Source organism: Collinsella aerofaciens, from assembly GCF_040926185.1.
Classification (GTDB): Bacteria; Actinomycetota; Coriobacteriia; order Coriobacteriales; family Coriobacteriaceae; genus Collinsella; species Collinsella aerofaciens_BC.
The window spans coordinates 49587-71876 of sequence record NZ_JBCOIQ010000001.1 but is presented as its reverse complement, the minus strand read 5'-3'; the positions used below and the strand labels follow the sequence as shown (position 1 = coordinate 71876).

The 22290-nt window shown below is 61.7% G+C and carries 19 protein-coding genes and 1 pseudogene; 16 read left to right on the top strand and 4 right to left on the bottom strand.

The features are described 5' to 3' along the window. Positions 1–5: 5 nt before the first annotated feature. The 8 genes and pseudogenes from rpsC to AB5750_RS00320 all read left to right on the top strand — a co-directional run bounded on the left by rpsC (position 6) and on the right by AB5750_RS00320 (position 4820). Positions 6–716 carry a 30S ribosomal protein S3 gene (gene rpsC / locus AB5750_RS00355; protein ID WP_006235037.1) on the top strand — a complete coding sequence of 237 codons (711 nt, stop codon included), beginning with the start codon at positions 6–8 and terminating at the stop codon, positions 714–716. Continuing rightward, positions 716–1132: pseudogene (rplP, locus tag AB5750_RS00350) on the top strand (50S ribosomal protein L16); the annotation flags it as partial. The gene rpsC and the pseudogene rplP, both read left to right, overlap by 1 nt. 86 nt (positions 1133–1218) lie before the next feature. Continuing rightward, on the top strand, positions 1219–1434 hold the full coding sequence (gene rpmC / locus AB5750_RS00345) for a 50S ribosomal protein L29 (protein ID WP_006235039.1): 216 nt from the start codon (positions 1219–1221) through the stop codon (positions 1432–1434). Between the two features lie 16 nt (positions 1435–1450). Next, positions 1451–1711, top strand: coding sequence for a 30S ribosomal protein S17 (gene rpsQ, locus AB5750_RS00340; protein WP_006235040.1), 261 nt, complete (start codon positions 1451–1453; stop codon positions 1709–1711). A 118-nt stretch (positions 1712–1829) separates the two neighbouring features. Next, positions 1830–2198 (top strand): 50S ribosomal protein L14, encoded by a 369-nt coding sequence (rplN, locus tag AB5750_RS00335; protein ID WP_006235041.1) that lies wholly within the window; start codon positions 1830–1832, stop codon positions 2196–2198. A 13-nt stretch (positions 2199–2211) separates the two neighbouring features. Then, complete coding sequence (rplX, locus tag AB5750_RS00330; RefSeq protein ID WP_368145022.1) at positions 2212–2517, top strand: 50S ribosomal protein L24; 306 nt, start codon at positions 2212–2214, stop codon at positions 2515–2517. A 473-nt stretch (positions 2518–2990) separates the two neighbouring features. Next, on the top strand, positions 2991–4070 hold the full coding sequence (locus tag AB5750_RS00325; protein ID WP_368145021.1) for a Gfo/Idh/MocA family protein: 1080 nt from the start codon (positions 2991–2993) through the stop codon (positions 4068–4070). 3 nt (positions 4071–4073) lie between these two features. Beyond that, complete coding sequence (locus AB5750_RS00320; protein ID WP_196022160.1) at positions 4074–4820, top strand: DeoR/GlpR family DNA-binding transcription regulator; 747 nt, start codon at positions 4074–4076, stop codon at positions 4818–4820. A gap of 60 nt (positions 4821–4880) precedes the next feature. On the opposite strand, the gene AB5750_RS00315 is transcribed toward AB5750_RS00320, so the two are convergent. Together AB5750_RS00315 and AB5750_RS00310 are read right to left on the bottom strand one after the other, a co-directional pair. Next, a complete protein-coding gene (locus AB5750_RS00315; protein ID WP_227789749.1) occupies positions 4881–5540 on the bottom strand; it encodes an RluA family pseudouridine synthase in 660 nt (219 codons plus the stop codon). A 15-nt stretch (positions 5541–5555) separates the two neighbouring features. Next, positions 5556–8048: a U32 family peptidase gene (locus AB5750_RS00310; RefSeq protein WP_368145019.1), complete on the bottom strand. Its 2493-nt coding sequence runs from the start codon at positions 8046–8048 to the stop codon at positions 5556–5558. Between the two features lie 378 nt (positions 8049–8426). Between AB5750_RS00310 and AB5750_RS00305 the strand changes: the two genes are divergently transcribed. Continuing rightward, positions 8427–8804, top strand: coding sequence for a RidA family protein (locus AB5750_RS00305; protein WP_089572469.1), 378 nt, complete (start codon positions 8427–8429; stop codon positions 8802–8804). 108 nt (positions 8805–8912) lie between these two features. Here AB5750_RS00305 and AB5750_RS00300 read toward each other — a convergent pair whose 3' ends face one another. Then, on the bottom strand, positions 8913–9569 hold the full coding sequence (locus AB5750_RS00300; RefSeq protein ID WP_227789750.1) for a helix-turn-helix transcriptional regulator: 657 nt from the start codon (positions 9567–9569) through the stop codon (positions 8913–8915). Positions 9570–9921: 352 nt separating this feature from the next. Here AB5750_RS00300 and AB5750_RS00295 point away from each other — a divergent pair, with 352 nt between their 5' ends. The 7 genes from AB5750_RS00295 (at position 9922) to AB5750_RS00265 (ending at position 21990) form a co-directional block, all read left to right on the top strand. Continuing rightward, complete coding sequence (locus AB5750_RS00295; RefSeq protein ID WP_161144905.1) at positions 9922–11316, top strand: uracil-xanthine permease family protein; 1395 nt, start codon at positions 9922–9924, stop codon at positions 11314–11316. A 196-nt stretch (positions 11317–11512) separates the two neighbouring features. Beyond that, on the top strand, positions 11513–12868 hold the full coding sequence (gene ssnA / locus AB5750_RS00290) for a putative aminohydrolase SsnA (RefSeq protein ID WP_368145017.1): 1356 nt from the start codon (positions 11513–11515) through the stop codon (positions 12866–12868). Positions 12869–13017: 149 nt separating this feature from the next. After that, complete coding sequence (ygfK, locus tag AB5750_RS00285) at positions 13018–16017, top strand: putative selenate reductase subunit YgfK (protein ID WP_368145016.1); 3000 nt, start codon at positions 13018–13020, stop codon at positions 16015–16017. A gap of 11 nt (positions 16018–16028) precedes the next feature. After that, positions 16029–16508, top strand: coding sequence for a 4Fe-4S binding protein (locus AB5750_RS00280; RefSeq protein WP_195247110.1), 480 nt, complete (start codon positions 16029–16031; stop codon positions 16506–16508). A 12-nt stretch (positions 16509–16520) separates the two neighbouring features. Next, positions 16521–19298 carry a selenium-dependent xanthine dehydrogenase gene (xdh, locus tag AB5750_RS00275; protein ID WP_368145014.1) on the top strand — a complete coding sequence of 926 codons (2778 nt, stop codon included), beginning with the start codon at positions 16521–16523 and terminating at the stop codon, positions 19296–19298. Positions 19299–19613: 315 nt separating this feature from the next. Continuing rightward, the gene (locus tag AB5750_RS00270; protein WP_006235059.1) at positions 19614–20909 is read left to right on the top strand and encodes an ATP-binding protein; all 1296 of its coding nucleotides are present in this window, start codon (positions 19614–19616) and stop codon (positions 20907–20909) included. Between the two features lie 439 nt (positions 20910–21348). Then, entirely contained in the window at positions 21349–21990 is a 642-nt protein-coding gene (locus AB5750_RS00265; RefSeq protein WP_368145012.1) for an SIMPL domain-containing protein, read from the top strand. 150 nt (positions 21991–22140) lie between these two features. Here the strand turns inward: AB5750_RS00265 and AB5750_RS00260 are convergent, their stop codons facing one another. Further along, entirely contained in the window at positions 22141–22266 is a 126-nt protein-coding gene (locus tag AB5750_RS00260) for a hypothetical protein (protein ID WP_255412934.1), read from the bottom strand. Positions 22267–22290 lie beyond the last annotated feature (24 nt).

Below are 22290 nucleotides of genomic sequence, written 5' to 3'. Positions count from 1 at the left end.
GCTGTATGGGTCAGAAAGTCTACCCCACCGGCTTCCGTCTTGGCATCACCGAGAACTGGCGCTCCCGCTGGTTCGCAGAGAAGGATTACGCTAAGACCCTCGGTAACGATCTCGAGATCCGCAAGTACCTCGAGAAGCGTCTTTCCCGCGCAGCTGTCTCCCGCGTCGAGATCGAGCGCGCTGGCGACAAGGTGAAGGTCATTATCCTCACCGCTCGCCCCGGCGTTGTCATCGGTAAGAAGGGTGCCGAGATCGATACCCTCCGCACCGAGCTCGAGAAGGTCGCTGGCGTCTCCAAGGGCCAGCTCTCCGTCGACGTTGTCGAGATCAAGCGCCCCGAGCTCGACGCCAACCTCGTTGCTCAGTCCATTGCTGAGCAGCTCGAGGGCCGCGTTGCCTTCCGTCGTGCTATGCGCAAGGCTGTCCAGTCCGCCCGCAAGGCCGGCGCCAAGGGCATCCGTATCCAGTGCTCCGGTCGTCTCGGCGGTGCCGAGATGGGCCGTCGTGAGTGGTACCGCGAGGGTCGCGTGCCTCTGCACACCCTTCGTGCCAAGATCGACTACGGCACGGCTGTCGCCAGCACCACCATGGGCGCTTGCGGCGTGAAGGTCTGGATCTACCTGGGCGAGAAGCTCCCGGGCCAGCCTGTTCCCAACCCTGCACTCGAGGGCTCTTCCCGTCCTCGTCGTCGTAACTCCGAGAGGAGGGGTCAGTAGTGCTTGCCCCTAAGCGTATTCTTCACCGCAAGGTGCAGCGTGGCTCCATGAAGGGCCAGGCCAAGGGTAATACCGAGCTGCATTTCGGCGAGTTTGGTATCCAGGCTCTCGAGGCCCATTGGATCACCAACCGTCAGATCGAGGCCGCTCGTATTGCCATGACCCGCTACATGAAGCGTGGCGGTCGTGTCTACATCACGATCTTCCCCGATAAGCCCATCACCAAGAAGCCTGCCGAGACTCGCATGGGTTCTGGTAAGGGTAACCCCGAGGAGTGGGTGGCCGTCGTCAAGCCCGGCCGCATCATGTTCGAGGTCAAGGGCGTGCCCGAGGAGGTCGCTCGCGAGGCTCTGCGTCTTGCACAGCACAAGCTTCCCATCAAGACCAAGATTGTTGCTGCTAAGAACGCTGAGCAGCGCATCGAGAAGGAGATGGCTGAGGAGGCCGCTCTCGAGGCCAAGTGGGCTGCTGAGGACGCCGCCGCCGCCAAGGAGGAGAACTAATGAAGCCCGCAGAGATTCGTGAGCTCTCGGACGCTCAGCTCGTTGAGAAGCTGAAGGAAATGCGCGCCGAGCTCTTTAACCTTCGTTTCCAGATGGCCACCAGCCAGCTGGACAACACCGCTCGCGTCAACACCGTGAAGAAGGACATCGCTCGCGTCCTCACGGAGCAGCGCGCCCGCGAGATCGCAGCGGAGAAGTCCGCTGTCGCCGAGTAGGACCTAAGGAGAGAACATGACTGATTCGCGTAACTCGCGTAAGGTCCGTACGGGTGTCGTTACCTCCGTCTCCGGTGCCAAGACCATTGTTGTCACCATCACCGAGCGCAAGCGTCACCCCAAGTACGGCAAGATGATGACCAGCTCCAAGAAGCTGCACGCTCACGACGAGGAGTGCACGGCTGGCGTGGGCGACACCGTCCGCGTTATGGAGACCCGTCCTATGTCCAAGATGAAGCGTTGGCGCCTCATCGAGGTCGTCGAGCGCGCTAAATAAGCAGTCGCTCTTACGACTTGTACGTTTCCGAAGATGTGCGTATGCCTGGCTTGCATACCACAGGCCGTATAAAGGCAGCGCACCTCTCTTCGGTTCTTAGTTCGGAGGAACATCTACCATGATTCAGATGCAAACCATGCTGAACGTCGCCGACAACTCCGGCGCTCGCAAGATTCGCTGCATCAAGGTGCTTGGCGGTTCCAAGCGTCGTTATGCAGGCATCGGCGATGTGTTCATCGGTGCTGTCCAGGAGGCTACCCCTGGCGCCAACGTCAAGAAGAAGGACGTTGTCCGTTGCGTCGTCGTTCGCACCGTTAAGGAGATCCGCCGCAAGGATGGCTCCTACATTCGCTTTGATGAGAACGCCTGCGTTGTCATCAACAACGATGGTTCGCCCGTCGGCACCCGTATCTTCGGGCCCGTCGCTCGCGAGCTTCGTGACAAGAAGTACATGAAGATCGTCTCGCTCGCTCCCGAGACCCTGTAGTTAGGGGAGATATATGTATATCAAGAAGGGCGATAAGGTCCAGGTTCTCTCTGGTAAGGATCGCGGCAAGCAGGGCGTTATCCTGCGTGCACTCCCCGCCGAGAACAAGGTCGTTGTCGAGGGCGTTTCGGTCGTCAAGAAGGCCGTCAAGCCCAACGCTGCCAACCAGCAGGGCGGCATCGTTTCGCAGGAGGCTCCCATCGACGCCTCCAACGTCAATCTCGTCTGCCCCGAGTGCGGTAAGGTTACCCGCGTCGGTCACGAGAAGGACGGCAAGAACAAGCTGCGCGTCTGCAAGAAGTGCGGCTACAAGTTCTAAGCTGCCCGCAACATCAAGTTGCTAGCAAAGGCCCGGATGCCCCACGGCACCCGGGCCTTTTTCTATCCCCACTCATTGGGGATACTCATTGGGGACAGACTTACATGAGTGATTGTGCTCATTGGGGACAGACTTAAATGAGTAGTCCCGGCAGTTGGGGACAGTCCCCATGTGTCGGCAGTTTGGGACGGTCCATTGATGCCTGATGCCCCTAGAGGGGAAGAGTAAGACAGCCTGCTCTGCCTTTTTGGGCTTTGGTGTTCCGCTTCTTTATCCTTTACAAGGATCCTCGCATGCGCATTATCGCGCATAGCATTGCGTGTTAATGCGTATGACCGCGTAAAAATGTGCAAAATATGGCTAAATAATGACCGATAAACAAATAAACACGCAAATACAAGCAAATACGCGCGCATTTGTGCGAATATAAGGCTGTTGGAAATGAAGAACTTCCGATGACTCAGGAGGCACATATGGCAGATTCCAAGCAGGCTCCACTCGACTCCGCGGCAGCCGCAAAAGCAGCGTTCGCTTCGGTCCAGGACAAGCCGTTCCCTAACGACATCTTTACGGCTCCCGAGCTCCGTTGGGCTGTGATCGGTTGCGGCGTTATTGCCAACCAGATGGCTCAGTCCCTTGCCCTTGCCGGCCGAAAGCTCGCGGGCGTTGCCAACCGCACGTTGTCCAAGGCTCAGGCTTTTGCAGAACAGTATGGCGTTGAGAAGGTCTATGACACGGTTGAGGATCTCTACGCCGATCCTGACATCGACGCCGTCTACATCACCACCCCGCACAACACCCATATCACCTATCTGCGCGCCGCCCTGGCGGCCGGCAAGCACGTTCTCTGCGAGAAGGCCATCACGCTCAACTCCGCCGAGCTCGAAGAGGCCCGCGCCATTGCCGCCGAACACAACGTGGTTCTTATGGACGCTACCACGGTGCTCCACATGCCCTTGTATCAAGAGCTGCGCCGCCGCATGGATGCCGGCGAGTTTGGCCGCATGAACCTCGCTCAGCTCAACTTTGGTAGCTACAAGGAGTACGGCGACCTGACCAACCGTTTCTACAATCGCAACCTCGCCGGCGGTGCCATGCTCGATATTGGCGTATACGCCCTGTCCGTCATGCGCCTGTTTATGGCGAGCCAGCCCGTCGAGGTCGTGTCTCTGGGTAACACCTGCAAGACCGGCGTGGACGTTGCAGGCGGCATCGTCTGCCGTAATGCCGAACAGCAGCTGGGCGTGGTGAGCCTCACGCTCCACTCCAAGCAGCCCAAGCGTTCGGTCATTAGCTTCGACAAGTGCTATATCGAGGTCAACGAGTATCCGCGCGCCGACCATGCGACCATCGTGTGGACTGCGGACGGTCGCCGTGAGGAGGTCCACGCTGGCACCGAGGCTTATGCCCTGTGCTACGAGATGGCTGACCTCGAGCAGGCCGTCGCCGGCGACGATTCCAAGCGTGAGCTTCTGGATTATGCTTCTGATGTGATGGAGCTCATGACCAAGCTCCGCGCCGATTGGGGAGTCGTCTACCCCGAGGAGGAGTAAGCGATGCTTGCGGAAGATAGGCTCAATGCGATCGTGTCGATGGTGCAGCAGGCCGGCTCGGTTACCGTGCCGGAACTTGCCGAGGCCCTGGGCGTGACACCGTCCACCATTCGCCGTGACTTGCAAACGCTCGACCGCGCGCACCGTATCGCCAAGGTGCACGGAGGTGCGACGAGTCTGGAGCGCGCGCACGTGACGCGCGACTTGACGATCAGCGAACGCAGTGATCTCCATAACGATGACAAGGAGCGCATCTGTGCTCGTGCCGCGGCCCTGGTGGAGCCCGATAGCTTTGTGTATATCGATTCGGGCTCAACGACCCTCAAGCTCATCGAGCATCTTCCGCGTCTCGACGGCGTCACCTATGTGACCGATTCCGTGCTCCATGCTCAGCACCTTGCTTTGCGCGGCATGCGTACCGTGGTGCTGGGCGGCGAGCTCAAACCCGAGACCGAGGCGCTCGTTGGCCCCGATGCCTTGGCAACCCTGGACCGCTATAACTTCAACTGCGGCTTTTGGGGATCCAACGGCATCGCGGCCGAGCAAGGTCTCACCACACCGGATATCGAGGAAGCACAGGTCAAGCGTATCTCGATGCGCCATACCGCCAAACGCTTCGTAATCTCGGACGCCAGTAAATTTGGCATGGTGGCGCCCGTCAAGTTCGCGGACTTCCGCGACGCAACGATTATTACCGCAGGCGAGGTCCCCGCCAAGTACCGGGCAATGGACAACGTCATCACGGTCTAGCAGCAGGGGACGGGCTAAGGCCAAAACCACCGCGAAGGTGCCTGTCCCCATTGTGGTGGTTTAGGGCTCCCAGGGGCAGGGGGCTTCGATGTGGATGTGCTCGCCGGTTACGGGATGCGTGAAGGACACGCTGTGGGCGTGGAGCATCAGGCCGCAGGGGCGCGGCGTTCCGTACAGGTCGTCGCCAACCAGGGGGTGACGCTCGCTGGCCAGGTGCACGCGAATCTGATGCTTGCGGCCGGTGAGCAGCTCAACATCGATATACGAACGCGCGGGCAGGCCTCGGCGGCTCTTAAGGCGCTTGAGTACCTTGACGCGCGTCTGAGACGGCTTGCCGCTGGCGCCGACGCGCATCTTGCGGCTGTCGTGGCGGTCGCGGGCGATGGGCTTGTCGATGAGCTTTTCGTTCCAGTCGATCTTGCCCTCGGCGAGCGCTAGATAGTGCTTTTCGAATGCGTGGTCGATGACCATCTGGTCAAAAGCGGGCTGCGTCCGCTTGTCGAGCGAGAACAACACCACGCCGGTGGTGTCGCGGTCCAAGCGGTTGAGCGGTTGCATGTCGGTCGCGGCAAAGCCGTCGCCCATCGCCAGCAGCAGGTCGCTGGCGTAGTCGGTAAGTGTGCGCTCGCCGGTGCCGTCACCGTGGACGATCATGCCGGCAGGCTTATCGATAGCCATGAGCCAGGCGTCGCAGTAGAGGACTTGAGGTTCTTCGTTCACGTGTAAGCCTTTCGATTAGCTAATTCCCACAAACATGCAGCCCGAGGTGGCGCCGCGCAGGCGGGCGGCGGGCTTGCGGCCGGCTTGAGCCGCCTCGACGGCGCGACGGACGCGAGCGACGGCACGGCCAATCTCATCGGCCTCGAGCAAGGTTCCGTCGACCATAAGACGACGGACGCCGGCGTCGAGCAACTGCGGTACCTGCGGCGTGAGGTCGATGGGGTAAGCATCGTACAAGCGAGAGCGGCCATGGATGTCGGTGCGTACGGGCATGACCTTGCCGTCGATATTCTTGAGCGAGAGCTTGCGGGCACGCAGGCGGCAGTTGGCGCAATCGTGGATGCAGCCGTTGGCAACCTGCAGAATGCAATGCTCGCTTGTCATGACGCGTGGGCGGCCAAAGACGGTGATGCCCAGAGTCGCGGGCGCGGCGGCGCCGAACGAGACAATCTCGTCGAGCGTGATCTCGGGCGAGAGCCAAAACGCACCGGCCCCGCGCTCGGCAAGCGCCTCCATGCAGGGCGTGTTGTGCACCGGCAGGCAAGAGCGAATCTCGGCCGTGGCGCCAACCTGGGCGGCCAGGGCAAGCTCAGAGATGTTGCCAATAGCGACCGTGGCGCCGGCAACAACCCACGGGTCGACGCGCTCGTGGTCAACGGCACGGCAGACCTCGTCGAGCACGGGCACGATGCCCTGCTCAAACGCATCGGCGGGGGAGAGCTCGGCCGCATCGAGCGCGTCGGTGGTCATGTAGATGCGCGTTGCACCCTCCGCTCGCGCTGCCTCGGCGGCCTCGAGCGAGGTGACGGTGGCGCAGATCTGCGGCTCGTCGCGGTAGTGCTCGGGCATGGGCCGCGTACATTTGTCGAGCACCGGCAGCTCGAGCGTGCGGGCACGCTCGTCATACGGTGCCAGAATGGCCTCCTCCAGCGCCTTGCAGGCGGCGGCGCGCACCTTGTGCACAGCGGAGAAGCCCATGCCGCAGCCCTCATCGAGCGCCACATCAAAGCCCGCAGCCTCAAAGGGAGAGGAGCCCATGCGCCCGACGTGCTCTACCAGATCGGATGCCTCGACGGCGCGGGTCTTGGCAGCCTCGACGGTAAAGCCGGTGGCGGTGGCAGTGAGCGCGGGGTCGTCGCAGCAGGTGAGCGTAACGGTAAACGGCTTGCCCAGACGCGCCACGACGGACACATCAACGGCGCGGCGGCGCAGCACATCGCGCTTGAGCGCGGCGCCGGCAGCGTCAATGGCGCGCTGGCTTCGAATCACGCGCACGCGGCAGCCCTCGGGCATGCTGCGAGGCACGCGGCACTCGATGATGTCACCGGCGGCGGCATCATCGGCGGCAATGGTGGTCAGGAACTGGTCAAACTCGTTATCGTGGCGAAGCTCCAGCAGGTCGCCCTTGCCCACGGGCTCAAACAACTCAATGCGGGCGATGGCGGCGCGCCGACGGCGGTCGTCGGGCTTGAGGCCGCGCACATCGCGGTTGGCCGGGCGGCTGCCCAGCACCGTGCCCACGATCTGGCCGCGGTTGTTGGAGCGCTCGTAGCTCATCATCTCGTCACCCGAGGTACCGTCTTGGTAGGCGTGCGTAAAGTCGCGGTTGAAGCAGCGCTTGAGCTGGCGCTGGCGGGCGGCTTCCTCGTCCTTGGCAACGGTGGCTCCGGATAGCATGTCGTCAATTTCGTGACGATATACATCAACGATGGAGTACACGTAATCGGGCGCCTTCATGCGGCCCTCGAGCTTGAGCGACGCGGCGCCGGCGTCATACAGACGGCGAACAAGCTGTGAAGTGTTGGTGTCACGCGGGCATAGCGCACGCTCGCGGCCGGCGGGGGAGAGTGCGCGACCGTTCTCGTCGATCAGCTTGTAGGGCAGGCGGCAGGGCTGGGCGCACATGCCACGGTTGGCCGATCGTCCCGCCATGGCAAAGCTCGAAAGCAGGCACAGGCCCGAGTAGCAAAAGCAGATGGCACCATGGCTAAAGACCTCAAGGTCCACATCGGGCGCGGCATCGTGAATGGCGGCAATCTCGTCGATGGAAAGCTCGCGCGAGAGGGTCACACGGTCGGCGCCCTGCTCGCGGCACCAAAGGGTTCCGCGGTCGTCGTGGATGTTTGCTTGGGTTGAGATGTGCGTCTCGATGCCGGGCATCGTGCGCTTGACCTCAAAGAACAGGCCCCAGTCCTGGATGATGAAGGCATCGGCGCCCAGCGTGGAGCAGCGATGGATGAGTTGCAGCGCATCGCTCATCTCGGACTGCTTGATGACGATGTTGACCGTGACGTAGACGCGCGACCCGGCTAGATGTGCGGCGCGGCAGGCTTGCTCAAAGGCCTCGTCGGTAAAGTTGGTGGCCTTGCGGCGGGCGTTGAAGCTGCCCATGCCGCAGTAGATGGCGTCTGCCCCGGCGGCGAGTGCGGCGGCAAAGGGCTCGGGCCCTCCGGCGGGCGCCAAAAGCTCGGGTCTGCGGTTGGTGGTTCGACTGGCGGTTGCGGTCATATCCTGCCTTTCAAAATGCTCAGATACTCAAAAGTATAGTGGTGCTGTTGCGGCGGGCGATGCCCGTGCTCCAAGCGGGATAAAGTCTTCAGCAGTCCTTGCAGCAAAAATGACCCGTTTCCCTCCGTCCCCTATGGATTACCTGATCCGATGGGGACGGAGGGAAACGGATCATTTTGAGCTTCACCGTCCGGTCGTGCCGTTCAGCGGCCGACAGGTGCCGTTGGGCGATAAATTATTCTCGCAACGTGATAATAATCTTGCATCGCGCGGAAACCTTGAGTACTATCCCAAATCAAGCGCGGTGTTCAGACCGAATTGTGCCTCCCGGTGCGAACGCCGCGCTCACGCTCTCTATCTGATCGTAAGGAGAAAAACATGAGCAAGACCGTCGTGTCTTCCGATAACGCACCCGCAGCCATCGGCCCGTATTCCCCCGGTATCCAGACCGGCAACATGGTGTTCCTGTCCGGCCAGCTGGGCATCGACCCCGCAACCGGCAAGCTGCCCGAGGGCGTCGAGGCCCAGGCCAAGCAGTCCCTTGCTAACGTCGAGGCTCTGCTGACCGCTGCCGGCGCCACCTTTGCCGATGTCGTCAAGACCACGGTCTACCTGGCCGACATCGCCGACTTCGCTGCCGTGAACGAGATCTACGCCTCCAAGTTCGAGGCCCCGTTCCCCGCGCGCAGCGCTTTCCAGGTTGCCGCCCTTCCGGCCGGCGGTCTGGTTGAGATCGAGGTCGTCGCCGCTCTCTAAGGCGTTGGCAACAACTAAACATGACATGCAAAAAGACCCTGCAGTGCGAGCTGCAGGGTCTTTTGTTAAGTGACGGATCGCTTGTGGAGCCGCGCTCCATTTTGCTCGTTAGCCCTCCTTGCGGACTTTTTGCAGGTAGCGGTAGACGCTGGGCTCCGAGATGCCCAGCGCGGTGGCGGCGCAGGCTACGGCGCCCTTGAGCATGAACACTCCGTTGCCGTTGAGGTGGCGAATGACGTCCACGCGGTCGCTTTGACCAAGCGACGCCACATCCAGCCCGCGAGCGCTCAGCAGCTCGGCAATGCTGCGGTCGATGAGCTCCTGTGTGGACTCCGAAAGGCTTTCGACCTCGATAGAGGCGGGCTCCGTGCGCGTCGGCGCCGCGTCGAAGCACGCCATGAGCTGCTGTGCCATGGCGTTGATGGAGCGCACGGTCGAGAGGTCGGTGTTGACGCAGAGCATACCGACGATCTCGTCACCCTCACGGATAAAGTACGTCGCCGACTCCAGCGTCTTGCCACCGGCACCGCGGCCCTCGTAGCCCGTAATAAACGGCAGGTCGCGATACTTGGCGTCGTGCATGATCTTGAGCGCCAGGTCGGTGGCGGGACCGCCGACCTTGCGACCGCTCACGATGCCGTTGCGAATATCGACGATGGCGTGGTCGGGATCCGAGAAATCGTGCAGCACGATTTCGCTGTTTTTGCCGAGTATCTGCTCCAGGAAATCGACCATCGGCAAAAAGCGACGTACGGTCTCGTTCACGGGCAACTCCTTGGGGTGAAATCGGAAATGTTCATAACAATTTTTTCTCATGGTAACACGCCATTCCTCATCTCGTATATTCGCAGGTACATTGCGTAATACAGACGAGCGGTAGGAATTCGGCGGTAAACGGTCGACCAAAAGAAAAGTTAGATGTTATTTTGACCAGACACTTTCTTGACCTGTGGAAATGTATTGTCTCAGCTCAAGAATAGTCTGATAACAAAAAATTATTATTGAGAATGAGAATCATCTTTAATACGATATGCAACGAAGGCACAACCTCAACCCCGCACTGCGTCACAATAGAGCGTTAGATGCGAAAACAACTATTTCGAGGATTGGTGGTCAAATGACCCAGGAGACGGTTAAGAACGGCACTGAAGCCCTGTTCACTCGTGAAGGCATGCCTCCCGTTAAGGAAATGATCCCGTGTGCCCTTCAGCACGTACTGGCTTCGTTTGCCGGTATCATCACCCCGGCGGTCATCATGGCCGGCGTCTACGGCTTTAATAGCCAGCAGAGCACCGACATCATCCAGGTCGCGCTCATTCTTTCGGCAATCGACACGGCCCTTCAGGCCTTCGCTCCCTTCCGTCGCATCGGCGGCGGCCTGCCCATCGTCATGGGCGTTTCGTTCGCGTTCCTCCCGGCCCTCCAGGCCATGGGTGCCTCGGGTTTTAGCTTTGGTGCGCTGCTGGGCGGCGAGATCGTCGGCGGCGCCGTCGCGGTCCTCTTTGGTCTGGCTTACAGCAAGATTAAGTGGCTATTCCCGCCCGTCGTGACCGGTACGGTCATCTTCTCCATTGGCGTCTCTCTCTATCCCACGGCTGTCAAGTATATGGCCGGCGGTATGGGTACGCCGCTGTGGGGCACCCCGCAGGCCTGGTGCGTCGCTCTTATCACCTTCGCCGTGGTCTTTGCGCTCGCCAACTTTGGCAAGGGCACGCTCAAGCTGGGATCCGTGTTCTTTGGCATGATCGTTGGCATGATCGTTTCGATCCCCTTTGGCATGATCGACTTCTCCAGCGTCGCCACCGCTCAGGTCTTCGCCCTTCCCAAGCTCATGCCCTACGCGCTCGAGTTTGATCCCGAGGTCTGCATTACCCTCGCTGTCGTGTTCCCCATGGTCGCCATCCAGGTTATCGGTGACGTTTCCGCCGCCTGCCTGGGCTCCATCGACCGTATGCCCACCGAGCGCGAGCTCTCCGGCGCTATTGTGTCCCAGGGCCTCACCTCTATGGTCGGCGGCCTGCTGGGCGGTCTTCCCACCAGCGCCCTTGGCCAGAACGTGGGCATCATCTGCTCCAACAAGGTCGTCAACAAGTGGGTCTTTGTGATCATCGCGGCCGTCTTTGCCATCGCCGGTCTGTTCCCGCAGCTCTCTGCCGTGCTCTCCGCCATCCCGCAGCCTGTCATCGGCGGCGCGACCGTCGGCGTCTTTGGCACCATCACCATGAACGGTGTGCGCATGTTCACCCGCGAGGGCCTCACGCAGCGCACCACCACCATCGTCGGCACCTCGGTCGTCTTTGGCCTGGGTATTTGGATGGCCAGCGGCTGCCTCGCCGGCGAGGGCATGCCCACCTGGGTGTCCACCGTCATCGGCTCCAACGCCGTGACCCCCACCGCCATCATGGCCATTGTCCTTAACCTGATCCTTCCGCAGACGCCGGTCGTGGCTCAGCACATCGATGCCGCCAAGGATGCCGCTGTGGATCTGGTCCTGCCCGAGAGCAAGAAGTAACCAATTCGGTGCTATTCGCTGGCGGACGCATCGCCTCGTCCGCCGGCGCCATGCGGCGCCAAGCCGCACTTCAAAGGGCTTGTCCCTTTGGTGAAGCGTTGACGGGAGAGGGCCCGTTTCCGGTGTAGGCCGGCGCTTCGCACTTCCGCCATGTCAGAGGTGTCAAACCCCGCCTCTGATGTTGAAGGGAGCATTTATGCTTCTGGTCGCTAACGGTTCCGTCTTTACCCGCAATGCTCAGGCCCCGTTCATTCCAAACGGTGCGGTCGCCATTGACGGAGATACGATCGTCGAAGTAGGTCCCGAGTGCGAGCTCAAGGCCAAGTACCCGGATGCCGAGTACGTCGATGCCCAGGGCAACCTCATCATGCCTGGACTCATCAACTGCCACACCCACATCTACTCGGGTCTGGCCCGCGGCCTTGCCATTAAGGGCTGCAACCCCACCAACTTCCTGGAGAATCTTGAGCAGCAGTGGTGGAAGATCGACGACAACCTGACGCTCGACGGCACCAAGGCCAGCGCCTATGCCACGATTCTGGACTCCATCCGCGATGGCGTCACTACGATCTTCGATCATCACGCGAGCTTCTGTGAGATCCCGGGAAGCCTCTTTACCATTAAGGATGCAGCTCAGGAGCTGGGCATGCGTTCGTGCCTGTGCTACGAGGTTTCCGATCGCCGTGGCCAGGAAAAATGCGACCAGGCCATTGCCGAGAACGCCGAATTTGCCCAGTGGGCCGCCAAGGAGCGTCGCGATAACGACAACCACATGATCGCTGCCATGTTTGGCGGGCATGCCACCTTTACGCTGTCGGACGAGACCATGGATAAGATGGCCGAGGCCAACAACGGCCTGACCGGCTTCCACATCCATGTGTGCGAGGGCATGAACGACGTGTGGGATTCCCGCCTCAACCGCGGCGGCATCAGCCCCGTCGAGCGCCTGCTGCAGCACAACCTGCTGGGTCCCGACACCATGCTGGGCCACTGCATCCACGTGACGCCTGCCGAGATGGATATCGTCAAGGAGTCCGGCACCTGGCTCGTCAACAACCCCGAATCCAATATGGGCAACGCCGTGGGCTGCGCCCCCGTGCTCGAGTTCTTCCGCCGCGGTATTCCCGTGTGCATGGGCACCGATGCCTACACCCACGATATACTCGAGAGCCTTAAGGTCTTCCTGATCATTCAGCGCCACAACGCCGCCATGCCCAACGTGGGCTGGTACGAGGCCATGACCATGCTGTTCGAGAACAACGCCAAGATGGCGAGCAAGTACTTCGATCGCAAGCTCGGTGTGCTCGAGGCCGGCGCTGCCGCCGACGTTATCGTTATGGACTACAAGCCCTTTACGCCGCTGAGCGAGGAGAATATCGACGGCCACATGCTCTTTGGCATGATGGGCAAAAACTGCCGCACCACCATCATCAACGGCCGCGTCCTGTACAAGGATCGCGAGTTCGTTGGCATTGATGAGGACAAGATCAACGCGTGGACCATGGCTGAGTCCAAGAAGCTCTGGAGCACGCTCAACGATCGCACCTACTAATTCACAAGTAGATTCACGCGCGTCGGATGTTTCGCCGCATCCGGCGCGCGTATAGGCGACCTCCGCGGGGTCGCCGGCGCTGTGCTAGCGCTACACCGTATTTGCGCCCGCCGCGCGGTCTCGCCGGGCGTTACAGAGAGGAGCTCACTATGAGCGACATCATGAGGCCGATCCCGTTTTCGCAGCTGATGAACTGGATCATCGAGGAGCACAAGACCCAGGGCGCCGTCTTTGGCGTGCGCAAGATGGTCACGACCAACCAGGAGGGCGCGCTTCCCATTTTTGACGAGCGCATCGAGACCCCGTTTGGCCCGGCCGCCGGTCCCAATACGCAGCTTGCCCAGAACATCGTGGCATCCTACGTTGCCGGTTCCCGCTTCTTTGAGCTCAAGACCGTCCAGGTTATGGACGGCGAGGAGCTCTCCAAGTGTGTGAACAAGCCCTGCATCGTGGCGCAGGACGAGTGCTACAACTGTGAGTGGTCGACCGAGCTCGAGGTTCCGCAGGCCTTTGCCGAGTACGTGAAGGCATGGTTCGCCTGCCACCTCATCGCTCGCGAGTACGGCCTGGGAAGCCCGGACGGTTTTGTCTTCAACATGTCCGTGGGTTATGACCTGGAGGGCATCAAGAGCCCCAAGGTCGACGCCTACATCGAGGGTATGAAGGACGCCAGCGGCTCCGACGTCTGGAACGAGTGCCGCACATGGGCGCTCGCCAACCTGGACAAGTTTGAGCATGTCGATGCCGCATTTGTCGAGTCCATCCCGGCGCGCGTGTCCAACTCCATCACCGAGTCTACCCTGCACGGCTGCCCGCCGGCGGAGATCGAGCGCATCGCGACCTATCTGATCACCGCGAAGGGCCTCAACACCTACATCAAGTGCAACCCCACGCTGCTGGGCTATGAGTTTGCCCGCCAGCGTCTGAACGAGCTGAGCTTTGATTACATCGTCTTCGACGATACGCACTTCCGCGAGGACCTGCAGTGGGTCGATGCCGTGCCTATGTTCGAGCGCCTGATTGCCCTGTGTGCCGAGCGCGGGCTGGAGTTTGGCGTCAAGCTCACCAACACCTTCCCCGTCGACGTGACGAGGAACGAGCTGCCCTCCACCGAGATGTACATGTCCGGCCGTTCGCTGTTCTCGCTGACCATCGAGGCCGCCCGTCGCATTACCGAGCAGTTCGATGGCAAGCTGCGCATTAGCTACTCTGGCGGTGCTACGGTCTACAACATCCGCGCCCTGTACGATGCCGGCATTTGGCCCGTCACCCTGGCGACCGACGTACTCAAGCCTGGTGGCTACGAGCGCTTTAGCCAGATGGCTGGCGAGTTTACCGACCTGGATGGCAAGCCGTTCGCGGGCGTCTCTCTCGAGGCCGTGACTGCGATCCAGACCGACTCGCTCACCAACCCGCTCTACAAGAAGCCGCTGCGCCCGCTGCCCGACCGCAAGGTCGCCGGCAAGAGCCCGCTTTCCGACTGCTTTACCACGCCGTGCCGCACGAGCTGCCCCATCCAGCAGGATATTCCCGCCTATCTGGCGGCTGTTGACGAGGGCCGCTACGAGGACGCACTCAACATCATCATCGAGCGCAACGCCCTGCCGTTCATCACCGGCACCATCTGCCCGCATCCTTGCGGTCGTGCCTGCGAGCGTGCGTTCTACGAGCCCGAGGGCGCCCAGATTCGCGCCAGCAAGCTCAAGGCCGCCCGCGAGGCCATGACCGCCGTGCTACCCAAGCTGCGTGCCCAGGCTATCGCCAACGACGGCGAGCGCAACGTTGCCGTTATCGGCGGCGGCCCGGCCGGCCTGGCGACGGCATTCTTCCTGACGCGCGCCGGCGTGCCCGTCACCATCTTTGAGGCCCGCGATTCGCTCGGTGGCGTGGTCCGTCACGTGATTCCCGAGTTCCGCATCGCGAGCGACGATATCTCCCACGATGCCGAGCTCTGCCTGGCCTTTGGCGCCAAGGTGCAGCTCAACGCTCGCGTTGATTCCATTGACGAGCTCAAGGCCCAGGGCTTTACCGACGTGGTCGTGGCCACCGGTGCCTGGATGCCCGGCTCTGCGGGCCTAGGCGAGGGTGCCGAGCTCGACGTGCTGGAGTTCCTCGAGGCCGCCAAGAAGGGCGAGAAACTCGAGCTGGGCGAGGACGTCGTGGTCATTGGCGCCGGTAACACCGCCATGGACGCGGCCCGCGTGGCCAAGCGTCTGGCTGGCGTGAAGAACGTGCGCCTGGTGTATCGCCGCACCAAGAAGCAGATGCCCGCTGACGAGGAAGAGCTCGATCTTGCTCTTACCGACGGCGTTGAGTTCTGCGAGTTGCTGGCGCCCAAGGCGTTCAACGGCGCCGTGCTGACCTGCGATGTTATGGAGCTTGGCGAGCCGGATGCAAGCGGCCGTCGCAGCCCCGTCGCCACGGGCGAGACCGTCGAGCTTCCCGCCACCACGGTGATCTGCGCCGTGGGCGAGGGCATCGACGCCAGCCTGTACGATGCCGCGGGCGTCGAGCACGACCGTCGCGGCCGCCTTGCCGCCACCTCCACCGGCGTCGAGGGCGTCTGGGCTGCGGGCGACTGCCGTCGCGGTCCTGCCACCGTGGTCGAGGCCATCGCCGATGCCGCCGAGGTTGCCCGTGCCATCGCCGGCGTGGACTTTAACAAGTACGCCGACCAGAATGCTCAGGCCGGCCGCGAGGACACCTGCTACGAGCGCAAGGGGTCGCTGTGCCGCGACAAGCGCAACTGCACCAAGACCCGCTGCCTGGGCTGCGGCTCGGTGTGCGAGGTCTGCTGCGACGTGTGCCCCAACCGCGCCAACGTGGCAATTAAGGTGCCGGGCCTGGCCAAGCATCAGGTCGTCCATGTCGACGGCATGTGCAACGAGTGCGGCAACTGCGCCGTGTTCTGCCCTTACCAGGAGGGTCGTCCCTACAAGGACAAGCTCACCCTGTTCTGGAGCGAGGAGGACATGGAGAACTCCGAGAACGAGGGCTTCCTGGCCGTGGACGAGGACCACTTTAAGGTTCGCGTCGCCGGCACGGTCCGCACCGTCTCGGTCGATGCCGTCAACACCGGTCTTCCCGAGGCCGTCCGCCTGACCATCAGGGCTGTGCGCGACAACTATTCGTACCTTCTTAAGAAATAGGCGAGTCTCTTATGGCCAAATCCATTCAACATAACGTGGCCTACGTTGCCTGCGGAAGCGGTTGCGCCTCCGCAGGCGGCGATGCCCGCTGCAGCGAAGGCTGCATTGGCTGTGGCGCCTGCGTCACGGCCTGCCCCCACGGCGCCATTGCGCTGGTCGATGGCATCGCCCGCGTGGACCGCTCCAAGTGCACGGGCTGTGGCCTGTGCGGCGTGGCGTGCCCGCAGCGCGTGATTGCCTTCGTCCCCGGCTACCAGAACATTCTGGTGCGCTGCAACAACACCGATAAGGGTGCCATTGCGCGCAAGGTCTGCGACACGAGCTGTATCGGTTGCGGTATGTGCGCCAAAAAGTGCCCTGCCGGCGCTATCCGCATCGAGGACAACTGCGCCCATATCGACGGCGTGGACTGCCTGTCGTGCGGCATGTGCGCCGTCGTCTGCCCGCATGGCGCCATCCACGACCGCACCGGCATCGCCGCCGGCGTGTAGAAGGGAATCACCATGGCACAGGAATTCACTTTTACCGTTAACGGTGTCGAGCACACGACGACGGAGAATAAACCACTGCTGCGCTATCTGCGCGACGACCTGCACATTCACTCCGCCAAGGACGGCTGCTCCGAGGGCGCCTGCGGCACCTGCACCATCCATGTGGACGGTGCGGCCGTCAAGGCGTGCGTACTGACCACTGCTCTTGCCGCCGGCCGTAACATCGTGACCGTCGAGGGCCTGCCCGAGGACGTGCGCGAGGCCTTTGTGTACGCCTTTGGCGCTGTGGGCGCCGTGCAGTGCGGTTTTTGCATCCCCGGCATGGTCATGGCGGGTGCAGCGCTGATCGCCGAGGACCCCGAGCCCACCGAGGAGCAGATCAAGTACGCCATCCGTGGCAATGTCTGCCGCTGCACCGGCTACAAAAAGATTATCGAGGGCATTTCGCTGGCAGCTGCGGTGCTCCGTGGCGAAAAGCAGATCGACGAGAATTTGGAGCGCGGCGACGACTACGGCGTGGGCAAGCGCGCCTTCCGCATCGACGTGCGCAAGAAGGTGCTCGGCGAGGGCAAGTATCCCGACGACATCGACGAGCTCGATCAGCCGGGTCTGACCTATGCCAGCGCCGTGCGCTCCAAGTACCCGCGCGCCCGTGTGCTCTCCATCGATACTTCCAAGGCCGAGGCCCTGCCCGGCGTGGTGGGCATCCTGCGCGCCGAGGACGTGCCGGTCAACCAGGTCGGCCACCTTATCCAGGACTGGGACGTCATGATCGCCCAGGGCGACATCACCCGCTGCGTGGGCGATGCCATCGTGCTGGTGGTTGCCGAGGACGAGGCGACGCTCGAGAAGGCCAAGAAGCTCGTAAAGATCGATTACGAGCCGCTGGAGCCCGTGCGCAACATCGCCGAGGCCAGGTCTGCCGACGCCCCGCGCCTGCACGACAGCTTCTTTGCCTTTGGCAACACGGTGGAGCTCAAGGACAACGTGTGCCAGAGCCGTCACGTGACGCGCGGTGACGCCGCCAAGGCGCTGGCAGAGAGCGCGTTTACCGTGACGCAGCGCTTTACCACGCCCTTTACCGAGCATGCCTTCTTGGAGCCCGAGTGCGCCGTTGCCTTCCCGTACAAGAATGGCGTCAAGGTGCAGTCGACCGACCAGGGCGCCTACGACACGCGCAAAGAGTGTGCCCACATGTTTGGCTGGGATAGCGAGCCCGAGCGCGTGGTCGTCGAGACCATGCTCGTGGGTGGCGGCTTTGGCGGCAAGGAGGACGTGTCCATCCAGCACTTGGCCGCGCTCGCCGCATATAAGTTCCAGCGTCCTGTGAAGTGTAAGCTCACGCGTGCCGAGTCGCTTGCCTTCCATCCCAAGCGTCATGCCATGGACGGCACCTTTACGCTGGGCTGCGACGCCGAGGGCAACTTTACCGGCCTGGACTGCGAGATCAACTTTGACACCGGTGCCTACGCGTCGCTGTGCGGCCCGGTGCTCGAACGCGCCTGTACGCATGCCGTCGGCCCCTACAAGTACCAGAACACCGACATCCGCGGCTTTGGCTACTACACCAACAACCCGCCCGCGGGTGCGTACCGAGGCTTTGGCGTTTGCCAGTCCGAGTTTGCGCTCGAGAGCCTGATCGACTTGCTGGCAGAGAAGGTCGGCCTGGATCCGTGGGAGATTCGTTACCGAAACGCCATCGAGCCGGGCGAGGTTCTGCCCAACGGCCAGATTGCCGATTGCTCCACGGCGCTTAAGGAGACGCTGCTCGAGGTCAAGGATGCCTACTACGCGCATCCCGGACATGCCGGTATCGCCTGCGCCATGAAGAACGCCGGCGTGGGCGTGGGCCTGCCCGATGCCGGCCGCTGCAAGATTCGCATCGAGAACGGCGTGGCCGTGGTCTATGCCGCCACGTCCGACATCGGCCAGGGCTGCAACACCGTCTTTTTGCAAGACGTTGCCGAGGCCTGCGGTCTGCCGCTTCGCTGCATCGCCAACGGCGAGTGTTCCACCGAGAACGCTCCCGACTCCGGCACCACGTCTGGCTCGCGTCAGACGGTCGTGACCGGCGAGGCCGTACGCGGTGCCGCCTTCCTGCTGCGCGATGCCATGGTTGGCATCGAGGCCGGCAAGCCCGCACCCGATGCTCCCGTGAGCGCGCATGGTGACGGTGCCAAGATTGAGTACGACGACGGTCGCGCATATCAGCTGCGCGCGCAGGAACTCGTCGCCGGCCAGGGCATGCATCCTCAGGATCCCGCGACCGCCATCAAGGCGCTCGAGGGATGCGAGTTTGGCTACGTGTATCTGGAGCCGACCGACAAGCTGGGCGCCGACGTTCCCAATCCCAAGAGCCACATCTGCTACGGTTTTGCCACGCATGTGGTCATTCTGGATGATGACGGCCGCGTGAGCGAGGTCTATGCCGCGCACGATTCCGGCAAGGTGGTCAATCCCATCTCCATCCAGGGTCAGATCGAAGGCGGCGTGCTCATGGGTATGGGCTATGCGCTTACCGAGGACTGGCCGCTCAAGGACTGCGTGCCCCAGGCAAGGTACGGTACGCTCGGACTGTTCCGTGCGCCCGAGATTCCGGATATCCACGCCATTTACGTGGAGAAGGACGAGCTGCTGCCCGTGGCATACGGCGGCAAGGGCATCGGCGAGATCGCCACGATCCCCACGGCGCCCGCCGTGCAGAATGCCTACCGCGCGTTTGACGGCAAACTGCGTCCAGATCTGCCCATGGTGGATACGCCGTACAGCCGCGCCCGTCACCGCGGGTAGGGTAGGACGCGCACGGCCATTGCTGACGGGCTGTTCGCGCTCAGCATCAACTACATACGCTGCGCCTTTGGCCCCAGCTCCATCGCGAGCTGGGGCCTTTTGTTTGGAGCGGAGACAGCATCCCGGAATTCGGGCAATCCGGTGGTCAGGGGTTGAGCGAGCGTCGCGCTAAGGATGCCAAGCGTAAAACCTTCAATGAAAATGGCGTAAAAACTACATCTGTCATGGCGTAAAAACTACATTGAAAGTAGCGTAAAATCAGCATTGAGAATGGCGTAATTTCGCATATCGCGTGATAGAGAGGGACGGCCGTCTATGGATGCACCAAAGAGATTGACCCAAAAGGGATATAGGCCCCGGCTCATAGAGGAGCGCCTCGACACCCTTATGCGGGCGTTTGGCTGTGTGGAGATCAACGGCCCCAAATGGTGCGGCAAGACCTGGACGGCGCTCTCTCGCTCGGCGAGCGTCTCCAGGCTCGATGAGCCTGCGCAGCGTGCGGCGGCAGAGGTCGACCCAAGCCTGGCGCTCATCGGCGATGCGCCACACCTGGTCGATGAATGGCAGGAGGTGCCCGAGGTTTGGGATGCCGCCCGGCGTTTCGTGGACGCGAGCGGCAACGAACGGGGGACACTTTTGCTCACGGGCTCGACCGCGCTCAAAAGCGAGGAGCGCAGCCATGTTCGTCATTCCGGCACGGGTAGGATCGCCCGTCTGTCAATGCGCCCCATGGCCCTGTGTGAGTCGGGCGACGGCGAGCCGCTCGTGTCACTGGCAAGCCTCTTTAAGGGCGAGGATTTTGCCCCTCAGCGTCGCGAGAGCACGGTGGATGACGTCGCCCGCTGGTGCTGCAGGGGCGGTTGGCCTGCAAATCTTGGGCTTTCGGAAGATCTTGCGCGAGAGACGGCAAGCCAGTACGTGCACTCGGTGCTCGACGTCAACGTGCTGGACGAGGGCATGTCGCCCGAGCTTGCACACGGCCTTTTGCGAGCTCTTGCCATGAACGAGAGCCAGGCTGTCACGTACAAGACGCTCGTAAAGGACGCCTCGTACGGTGAGGCGGGCCCCGACGAGAGGACCATCGCTGCGTACTTGGACCTCTTCAACAGGCTCAAGCTGACCGAGGACCTGTGCGGATGGGAGCCGCCCATGCGCTCGAAGGCCCGCGTTCGCGTGCGCCCCAAGCGCTACTTCTGTGACCCGTCACTTGCGGCGGCGTTGCTGGGGGCTACCCCTGAGCGGCTGCTTGGCGATATGCAAACGCTGGGGATGCTCTTTGAGAATCTCGTCCTGCGCGACGTGCGCGTGTTCCTTTCCACCTACGGCGGTGTCGACAACAGTGTCCATTATTTCCGAGATGAGAAGGGCCTTGAGGTCGATCTGATCGTTGAGCACGACGGGCGCTGGGGAGCCATCGAGGTCAAGCTGAGTGATGCGAAAGCAGACGATGGAGCGAGAAATCTCAAGGCGCTGGAGAGGAAAGTGCTCTCCAATCCTGCCGCCCAGAATGCCGCGCCGGCGTTTTTGGCGGTCGTGGTTGGAAAGGGGAGCATTGCCTACACACGCGACGACGGCGTGGCGGTGATTCCCATGGCGGCACTTGGGGCGTAGTGGTTTTGCGGGCGTGCCGTGCTTCCTTTACCGAAAATCCATTTGGTAAACCAGATGCTCGCGGATAGAATAAAGTTGACGGCAGCCCAAGTTCTGGAGAGCTGGGAAACGCCGTTGCTTGGTCAAGAGGTCGGTGCCTTAATGGCAGCGACTTGTTATGCTTCGAATGCTGCTTGAGTGCCTCGGAAAGTTCGATAAGCGCCGTGAAGAGCGAGACCAAAGCAACCAAGAGCTCTACGAGCTCTGATGGGCCCGGGATGACCTCTGATTCAAGTCACCGGGCCTCAATCTTTTTCATCCATTTGAATAGAGCGGGCGACTCTCTTGGGGCCATCTGCATGGCGCGTGCCTGGCGCGCGTGGCACAGCATCCCATTTTTGTGTCCGCACGGGTGGCTACGCTTACCGCAACGTAGCCATTCGTGGAAAGGACGGATGTCATGGCAACGGATAAGACCGGTTACGTGAGCGTTGGCGCCGAGATAGAGGACGAGGTTATGCCCGACCGCGTGATCTTTAGCATTGGCTTTGGTGGTCGCCGCACCACCAAGGAATCGTGCCTGGAGGATTACAACACCGATCGCGCCCGCGTAGCCGCCGCGCTGGCGCCCTTTGGTTTGGATAGCGAATTAACATGCTGTCGGTACACTTGTTATGCGCAGATGACGCGCAAGAAGGCGACGATTGTGGGCTACAACTACTATGCGTACGGTACGGTTGCCGCGCCTGTCGATTCGACTGACTTTGCTGCTGTGTGGACCGCACTCAATACCTGCGAGTCACATGCCGACATGAGCATTCGATTTGAGTTGGCGGATCAGCGCGCGGCGGAAGACGCCCTGATTGCCCGTGCGGTTGAACGTGCTCGCGGCAACGCGCAGGCACTTGCCGTTGCGGCGGAGTCTATGCTGGGCGGCGTCAAGCATATCTCGTATAACAGTCGGGCGGCGGGCTATGGTCGAACATACTGTGTTGCCGCGTGTGCTCCCGATGGGGCGTCCGGAGGCTCCGAGGAGACGGTGCTGGAGCCAGAGCCTATCGAGGTCGAGTGCTCCGTGGATATGGAATGGTGGCTGGAGTAGGAAGCAGGTGCTGAGCGGCTGAGGGACCGAGGCTTCGCTACCGAAAAAACCATTTGTTAAACTCAATGTCCGTGGGTAGAGTAAGGTCGACGGCAGCCCAAGTTGTGGATAGCTGGGCAGCGCCGTTACTTCGATTAAGGGGTCAATGCCTTAACGGCGTCGACCCCTCTTCTTTTGCTTCGTACGCTGCTTAAGTGCCTCGGAAAGTCCGATAAGCGCCGTGAGGAGCGAGACCAAAGCGGTCAGGAGCTTCACGAAATCAATCAGATCGGTCATGGGCATCACCTCCCGTCGCATGGA